Below are 7,761 nucleotides of genomic sequence, written 5' to 3'. Positions count from 1 at the left end.
TTCACCGCGCTGCTGCTCTCCCTGCCGGGCTCGCCGATCCTCTACTACGGCGACGAGATCGGCATGGGCGACAACATCTGGCTCGGCGACCGCGACGCCGTACGGACCCCGATGCAGTGGACACCGGACCGCAACGCCGGGTTCTCGACCTGTGACCCGGGCCGCCTGTTCCTGCCGGCCATCATGGACCCGGTCCACGGCTACCAGGTGACGAACGTCGAGGCGTCCATGGCCTCGCCGTCCTCCCTGCTGCACTGGACCCGCCGCATGATCGAGATCCGCAAGCAGAACCCCGCCTTCGGCCTCGGCACCTACACCGAACTGCCCTCCTCCAACCCGGCGGTGCTGGCGTTCCTGCGGGAGTACGAGGACGACCTGGTGCTGTGCGTGCACAACTTCGCGCGGTTCGCCCAGCCGACCGAATTGGACCTGCGCGAGTTCGCCGGACGCCATCCGGTGGAGCTGTTCGGCGAGGTCCGCTTCCCGGCGATCGGCGAGCTGCCGTACCTGCTGACCCTCGGGGGCCACGGCTTCTACTGGTTCCGGCTCACCCGAGTCGCATCCCGCATCGGCCGCCGCGTTTGAGCGCGGGCCGAGGAAAGGACGCGTCACCATGCCGAAGACCGCACCCCTGCGCCCGAGACGTACGCATCTCGTCGAGCCCATGGCGTCGCTCGGCGGGCTGCTGCGTGAGTGGCTGCCGCGCCAGCGCTGGTTCGCGGGCAAGGACCGGCCCGTGGCCGAGCTCGGTCTGCTGTCCATGACCGAGCTCTTCCCGGGCTGTCTGCACCTTCTGGTGCACACCGGGCACGGCCCCGTGCCCGCCCCGGGCGGCGCTCCCCCGGCCGGCGACTGCTACCAGTTGCTGCTCGGCGTGCGCGAGCATCCGTCGCCGCGGCTGGGCCGGGCCGTCATCGGGCAGGTGCAGGACGGTCCGCTGGCCGGCCGGACGGTCTACGACGCCCTGCACGACCCCCGGACGGCCCAGCTGCTCCTGGAACGTCTGCGGCACCCCGGCAAGGCGGGGCCCCTGCGCTTCGAGGCCGACCCCTCGCGGCCGGTGCCCGGCGGACTGGCGCCGCGGCTGCTGGACGCCGAGCAGTCCAACTCGTCGCTGATCTACGGGGACGAGTTCATCCTGAAGCTCTTCCGGCGCGTCCAGCCCGGTGTCAACCCGGACCTGGAGGTGCCGGACGCGCTGGCCCGGCAGGGCTGCGGCCGGGTCCCCGCGCCGGTGGCGTGGATGCGGACCACTCATCCGTACGAGGCGACGCTCGGCGTGCTCCAGCCGTTCCTCAACGACGCCTCCGACGGCTGGACCCTGTCCCTGAACGCGCTGGCCGCCGGGGACGACTTCACCGTGCAGGCCCACGAGCTGGGGCGGGCCATGGCGGACGTCCACCTCGCGCTCGCCGAGGCCTTCCCCTCCGGTGCCCCGGGGGAGAACGGCCGGACGGCGGCGGCGATGACCGAGCGGCTGACCGCCGCCGCGCACTGCGTACCGGCGCTCCAGCCCTTCGTCCCCGGGCTGCGGGCGGCCTTCGCCGCACTGTCCACCTGCGACTCGGGGCCGCCCGCCCAGCGCATCCACGGCGACCTGCACCTGGGGCAGGTGCTGCGGGCCGGCCGGGACTGGTTCGTCATCGACTTCGAGGGCGAGCCGTCCCGTCCGCTGTCCGAACGGCGCAGCGCCCACTCCCCCGTCCGCGACATCGCGGGCATGCTGCGCTCCTTCGACTACGCCGCCCGGCAGCGCCGCCCGTGGCGCCCCGAGTGGGCGCGCCGCTGCCGGGAGGCGTTCTGCGCGGGCTACGCCGCCCGCGCCGGGTGGGACCCCCGCAAGAAGCACGGCCTGCTGCGCGCCTACGAGACGGACCGCGCCGTGTATGAGGTGCTGTACGAGGCCCGGCACCGCCCCGACTGGCTTCCCGTACCCATGGCGGCGATCGAACGACTCGCCGTGAGAGGAGACTGACCCGTGGCCCTCCGCGACACCTCGATCCCCGAGCCGTCCGGTCCCGTCCCGCCCACCTCCGGGGCGTGCGGTACCGCCCCGCCCCTCGATCCGGCCGACCGGGGGCGCCTGCTGGCGGGCGCCCACCACGACCCGCACGCCCTGCTCGGCGCCCACCCCGTCCCGGGTGGCATCGCCTTCCGGGCGCTGCGTCCGTTCGCCCGCGAGGTGAGCGTGGTCGTCGACGGCGAGCGGCACGCCCTGGTGTCGGAGGAGGACGGCCTCTTCTCCGGTGTGCTGCCGCTGGCCCGGATCCCCGCGTACACCCTCGTGGTGGCGTACGAGGAGGGCGAGCAGGAGACGCACGACCCGTACCGCTTCCTGCCCGCCCTCGGCGAGGTCGACCTGCACCTGATCGGCGAGGGCCGGCACGAGCAGCTGTGGCAGGCCCTCGGCGCGCACCCGATGACGCAGGAGGGTGTCACCGGAACCCGGTTCACCGTGTGGGCGCCGAACGCGCAGGGAGTGCGCCTCGCGACGGACTTCACCCACTGGGACGGCACGGCCTTCCCGATGCGTTCGCTCGGTTCGTCCGGCGTGTGGGAGCTGTTCCTGCCGGGCGTCGGCGAGGGCACCCGGTACAAGTTCGAGATCCACTCCCGGTACGGGCACCGGTTCCTCAAGGCCGACCCGATGGCCCGCGCGGCACAGGAGCCGCCGGACACAGCTTCCGTGGTGACCGCCTCGGCGTACGAGTGGGGCGACGCCGAGTGGATGCGCACCCGCGCCGACACACCCGTGCACGAGGCGCCGTTCTCGGTGTACGAGGTCCACCTGCCGTCCTGGCGGCCGGGGCTGACCTACCGCGAGCTGGCCGACGTGCTGCCCGCGTACGTCAAGGACCTCGGCTTCACCCACGTCGAGCTGATGCCGGTCGCCGAGCACCCGTACGGCCCGTCCTGGGGCTACCAGGTCACCGGCTTCTACGCGCCGACCGCGCGGCTCGGTTCGCCCGACGACTTCCGCTTCCTGGTCGACGCGCTGCACCGGGCGGGCATTGGCGTGATCATGGACTGGGTGCCGGCGCACTTCCCGAAGGACGACTGGGCGCTGGCCCGCTTCGACGGGGACCCGCTGTACGAGCCCGGGGACGAGCGGCGCGCGACCCACCCGGACTGGGGGACGTACACCTTCGACTTCGCCCGAACCGAGGTGCGCAATTTCCTGGTCGCCAACGCCGTGTACTGGTGCGAGGAGTTCCACATCGACGGGCTGCGGGTCGACGCGGTCGCCTCGATGCTCTACCTGGACTACTCGCGCGACTCCGACCAGTGGGAGCCCAACCAGTACGGCGGCCGGGAGGACCTGGCGGCGATGGCGTTCCTCCAGGAGATGAACGCGACCGTCTACCGGCGCTGCCCCGGCGTGGTGACCATCGCCGAGGAGTCGACCGCGTGGGGCGGGGTGACCCGGCCGACCGACACCGGCGGGCTGGGCTTCGGCCTGAAGTGGAACATGGGCTGGATGCACGACTCGCTCCAGTACATGAGCCACGAGCCGGTGCACCGCAAGTACCACCACCACGAGATGACGTTCTCGATGGTGTACGCCTACAGCGAGAACTACGTGCTGCCGATCTCCCACGACGAGGTGGTGCACGGCAAGCAGGCACTGGTGTCGAAGATGCCGGGCGACTGGTGGCAGCGGCGGGCGAACGTGCGGGCGTATCTCGGCTTCATGTGGGCGCACCCGGGCAAGCAGCTGCTCTTCATGGGGCAGGAGTTCGCCCAGGGGGCCGAGTGGTCGGAGAAGCAGGGTCCGGAGTGGTGGCTGCTGGACGCGGGGTACCACTCGGCGGGCGACCACCGCGGCGTCCAGGACCTGGTGCGGGAACTGAACACCCGCTACGCGCGGACGCCGGCCCTGTGGCAGCGTGACACCGATCCGGGCGGTTTCCGGTGGGTGGCCGTGGACGCGGCCGAGGACAACGTCTTCGCGTTCCTGCGGTTCGACGCCGACGGCGCACCCCTGCTCGCGGTGTCGAACTTCTCCCCGGTGGTCCGGCACGACTACGCGCTCCACGTCGGCGACGACGCCACCGCCTGGCAGGAGGTCCTCAACACGGACGCCGAGGGCTTCGGCGGCAGCGGCGTGGGCAATCCGGACCCGGTGAAGCCGGAGGACGGGAGCATCCGGATCACGCTTCCCCCGCTGGCGACGGTGTGGCTGATGCCGTACGCCCTGTGAGGCCCGGCGGCGCGACCAGGTGTCCGGCCGCTGTGCCGGGGCATTCGGTGGTCCTACGGACGGGACAGTCCCGTCCTCGCCGCGACCGGGCCCGCAGAAAGGCGGCATCACGTGCGCACCGTCGGAGTGGAGGAGGAGCTCCTCCTGGTCGACCCCGAGTCGGGTGAGCCGCGGGCGCTGTCCGCCGCCGTGCTCGCCCGGGCCTCGCTGGACGACGCCGAGCAGGACGTGTTCGAGAAGGAGCTGCACGAGCAGATGCTCGAGTTCGCCACGCATCCGCAGGCGGACATGGGGCGGCTGCACGCGGAGATCGTCCGCTGCCGCGAGGAGGCCGGGCGGCACGCCGGGGGCATCGGCTGTGCCGTCGCCGCGCTCGCCACCTCGCCGCTGCCGGTCAGCCCGGCCGTCGGCATGAACCGCCGCTACCGGTGGATGGCCGAACAGTACGGCGTGGTGGTCCACGAGCAGCTGGTCCTGGGCTGCCACGTGCACGTCTCGGTGGAGTCCGACGAGGAGGGCGTCGCGGTCATCGACCGGGTGCGGCCGTGGCTGCCGGTACTGGCCGCGCTGAGCGCGAACTCCCCGTTCTGGCAGGGCAAGGACTCCGCGTACAGCAGCTACCGCAGCCGGGTCTGGCAGCGCTGGCCCTCGGCCGGTCCCACGGAGCTGTTCGGGTCGGCGGAGACCTACCACCGCCGGGTGGCCGACATGGTCGCGACCGGCACGATCCTCGACGAGGGGATGATCTACTTCGACGTCCGGCTGTCCCAGCGGTACCCAACGGTCGAGTTCCGGGTCGCGGACGTCTGCCTGGACGCCTCGACGGCCGTCGTCGTCGCGGCCCTCGCCCGTGCGCTGGTGGAGACGGCCGCGCGGGAGTGGCGCGAGGGGGTCGCGCCGGTCGATCCCAGTGTGAGCCTGCTGCGCCTCGCGGCCTGGCGGGCCGCCCGGTCGGGGCTGACGGAGGAACTGCTGCATCCGGCGACGATGCGGCGGGCGCCGGCGGAGACGGTCGTACGGGCGCTGCTGGAGCACGTCGGTGAGGCGCTCGCCGCCTGCGGCGACCTGGGCTTGGTGCGGGACGGCGTCGCCGGTCTGCTGCGGCACGGCAACGGGGCGCGGGTGCAGCGCGGGCTGCTGGAGCGCACCGGCAGCCTGCGGGACGTCGTCACCGAGTGCGTGCGGCGCACGCAGGCGGTCTGAGACGTCCCGGCCAGGGATGCTCTCCTCGCCGGTCGCTCAGAGCATCAGCACCAGGGCGTAGCCCAGGAAGCCCGCCGCGATCAGCGCGACGAGGACGAGGATCACCGTCAGGGGTGCCATGGCCCAGCCCTTGGACGGGTTGTTCCCCTCCCACGGGCCTGCCTCGGACATGCTGCTCTCCCCCGGCGGGGTCTCGCCGGGCGGCACACCGCCGCCCGGCTCCAGTCCGGCGCTGCGTTCGGGTTCGGGGTCCGGATTCGTGTAGGTCATGCCCCCCGGGTCCCCCGATCCGCCGAGATCACCGGGCGGGAACACTTCTGTCGTCCCGGCCCCCCGTGACCACCGCCTCGGCTAGATTCAGCACCGCCGTTCACGGTGCTCGTAGGCGGTGTCACCGTCCGTACATGTCAGGAGCCAGCGCATGCTCGACCCCGCTCTCGCTCCCCGGGTCGCCGGGCCCCTGACCGGCGGGCTCGCCGACAGCCTGTTCGAGACGGCCGCCCGCACGCCGACCCTGCCGATGCTGGCCCGCCGCCCCGCGCCGGGCTCGTCCCTCTGGCAGGAGGTGACGGCCGTCGAGTTCCGCGACGAGGTCGTCGACGTGGCCAAGGGCCTGATCGCGTGCGGGATCTCGCCGGGCGACCGGGTGGCGATCCTGGCGCGCACCCGGTACGAGTGGACGGTCTTCAGCTACGCGCTGTGGACGGTGGGCGCCGAGGTGGTGCCGATCTACCCGACCTCCTCGCGCGACCAGGTCGAGTGGATCCTGCGGGACGCGGGCTGCGTGGCCGTGGTGGTCGAGGACGAGCAGAGCGTGATGACGGTCGGCTCGGTGTGCGCGTCGCTGCCCGCGCTCCGCCACGTCTGGCAGCTGGACGCGGGCGCGCTGGACACGCTGGTGGCGCGCGGCGAGTTCATCCCGTACGCCACGGTCGACTCCATGCGCCGCATCGTGCCGCCGGACGCCACGGCGGTCGTCGCCTACACCTCGGGCACCTCGGGCCGCGCCATGGGCTGCGCGCTGAGCCACCGCGGGCTGGCCAGTCCGTGCGACACGCTGATCGAGGGCTGGGGCCACACGGTGGCGCCGCCCGGGGAGCAGGGCGCGGTCCTCGCCTTCCTGCCCTTCTCGCACGTGTACGGGCTGATGATCCAGAACCTGTGTGTCCGGGGCGGGCTGCTCATGGCGCACGAACCGGCGACGACCGAGGAAGCGCTCGCCTCGGCCCTGCGCTCCTTCCGCCCGACGTACTTCTACGCGGTCCCGTCCGTCCTGGAGAAGCTCTACAAGAATTTCCTGCGCACCGCCCAGCAGGCGGGCCGCGGAGCGCTGTTCGAGCGGGCCGCCGGCACGGCGCGGGACTTCGCCGCCGCGCTGGAGCGCCGGCGGCTGGGCCAGGGGCCCGGGCCCGGCTTCGACCTGCGGCTCCAGCACTCGCTGTTCGAGCGGACGGTCTACCGCCGGCTGCGGAGCGCGCTGGGCGGCAGGGTGCGCCGCGCGACATGCGGCGGTTCACCGCTCAGCCGCGAGCTGTCCCTGTTCTACGAGGGCATCGGCGTCTACGTCCACGACGGCTACGGGCTCACCGAGACCAGCGGCGGGCTGACCATGCAGCCGCTGGGACGGGAGAAGTCCGGCACCGTCGGCCAGCCGCTGCCCGGCATGGAGATCCGTCTGGCCGACGACGGGGAGATCCTGGTGCGCGGGCCGTCGCTGTTCCAGGGGTATCTCGGCGACGAGGCTGCCACCCGCGAGGTGCTGCGCGGCGGCTGGCTGGCCACCGGGGACCTCGGTCACCTGGACGGTGAGAACTACCTGGCGATCACGGGACGCAAGAAGGACGTCATCATCACCAGCGGCGGCAAGAGCGTGGCCCCGGCCGCCCTGGAGCAGCGGCTGCGCATGCATCCGCTCGTCCACCAGGCGGTGGTGGTGGGCGACAACCGGCCCTGCGTCGGCGCCCTGCTCACGCTCGACCCCGAGTTCCTGACCCACTGGCGGGCGGGTCTGGCGCTGCAGGGCGACGCCCCGGCCCGTGAGGCGCGGGAGGAGAACGCGCTGCGCGAGGAGGTGGCGCGGGCGGTGGCCGCGGCCAACAGCGCCGTGTCGCGCTCGGAGTCCATCCGGGTCTTCCGCGTCCTGCCCCAGCCCTTCGACGTGTCCAACGGGCTGCTGACCCCGTCGATGAAACTGCGGCGCGACGAGATCGTACGGACCTACGCCTTCGAGATCGACGCGATGTACGAGGCCCGGCCGCACCGGCGTCCCAGGACGGTGCCCGAAGAGCCGGCGTGGGAGGACGCGGACAACGTGTTCTTCCGGTGACGGCGGTGGCGGGTGACGGGAGTGTCACCCG

General features: G+C 72.7%; 6 protein-coding genes. 5 read left to right on the top strand and 1 reads right to left on the bottom strand.

Translation table 11 applies throughout. The annotated features are described in order from the left end of the window. The 4 genes from KUM03_RS38570 to KUM03_RS25370 form a co-directional block, all read left to right on the top strand. Window positions 1-585, top strand: a 585-nt coding sequence (locus tag KUM03_RS38570) for an alpha-glucosidase C-terminal domain-containing protein (RefSeq protein WP_254399862.1), incomplete at its 5' end; no start/stop codon positions are given. Window positions 586-613: 28 nt separating this feature from the next. Continuing rightward, window positions 614-1,975, top strand: a complete 1,362-nt coding sequence (locus KUM03_RS25380) for a maltokinase (RefSeq protein WP_217251606.1) — start codon at window positions 614-616, stop codon at window positions 1,973-1,975. A gap of 3 nt (window positions 1,976-1,978) precedes the next feature. Further along, the gene (gene glgB, locus KUM03_RS25375; RefSeq protein ID WP_217251605.1) at window positions 1,979-4,201 is read left to right on the top strand and encodes a 1,4-alpha-glucan branching enzyme; all 2,223 of its coding nucleotides are present in this window, start codon (window positions 1,979-1,981) and stop codon (window positions 4,199-4,201) included. 111 nt (window positions 4,202-4,312) lie between these two features. Continuing rightward, the gene (locus KUM03_RS25370) at window positions 4,313-5,404 is read left to right on the top strand and encodes a glutamate--cysteine ligase (protein ID WP_217251604.1); all 1,092 of its coding nucleotides are present in this window, start codon (window positions 4,313-4,315) and stop codon (window positions 5,402-5,404) included. Between the two features lie 36 nt (window positions 5,405-5,440). Here the strand turns inward: KUM03_RS25370 and KUM03_RS25365 are convergent, their stop codons facing one another. Continuing rightward, on the bottom strand, window positions 5,441-5,674 hold the full coding sequence (locus tag KUM03_RS25365) for a DUF6480 family protein (RefSeq protein ID WP_217251603.1): 234 nt from the start codon (window positions 5,672-5,674) through the stop codon (window positions 5,441-5,443). A 151-nt stretch (window positions 5,675-5,825) separates the two neighbouring features. On the opposite strand from KUM03_RS25365, the gene KUM03_RS25360 reads away from it, so the two are divergent. Next, on the top strand, window positions 5,826-7,730 hold the full coding sequence (locus KUM03_RS25360; protein WP_217251602.1) for a long-chain fatty acid--CoA ligase: 1,905 nt from the start codon (window positions 5,826-5,828) through the stop codon (window positions 7,728-7,730). Window positions 7,731-7,761 lie beyond the last annotated feature (31 nt).

Origin of the sequence: Streptomyces sp. AC602_WCS936 (genome assembly GCF_019049125.1) — a bacterium.
Taxonomy (GTDB): domain Bacteria; phylum Actinomycetota; class Actinomycetes; order Streptomycetales; family Streptomycetaceae; genus Streptomyces.
This window is presented reverse-complemented; position numbering and strand designations above follow the sequence as displayed.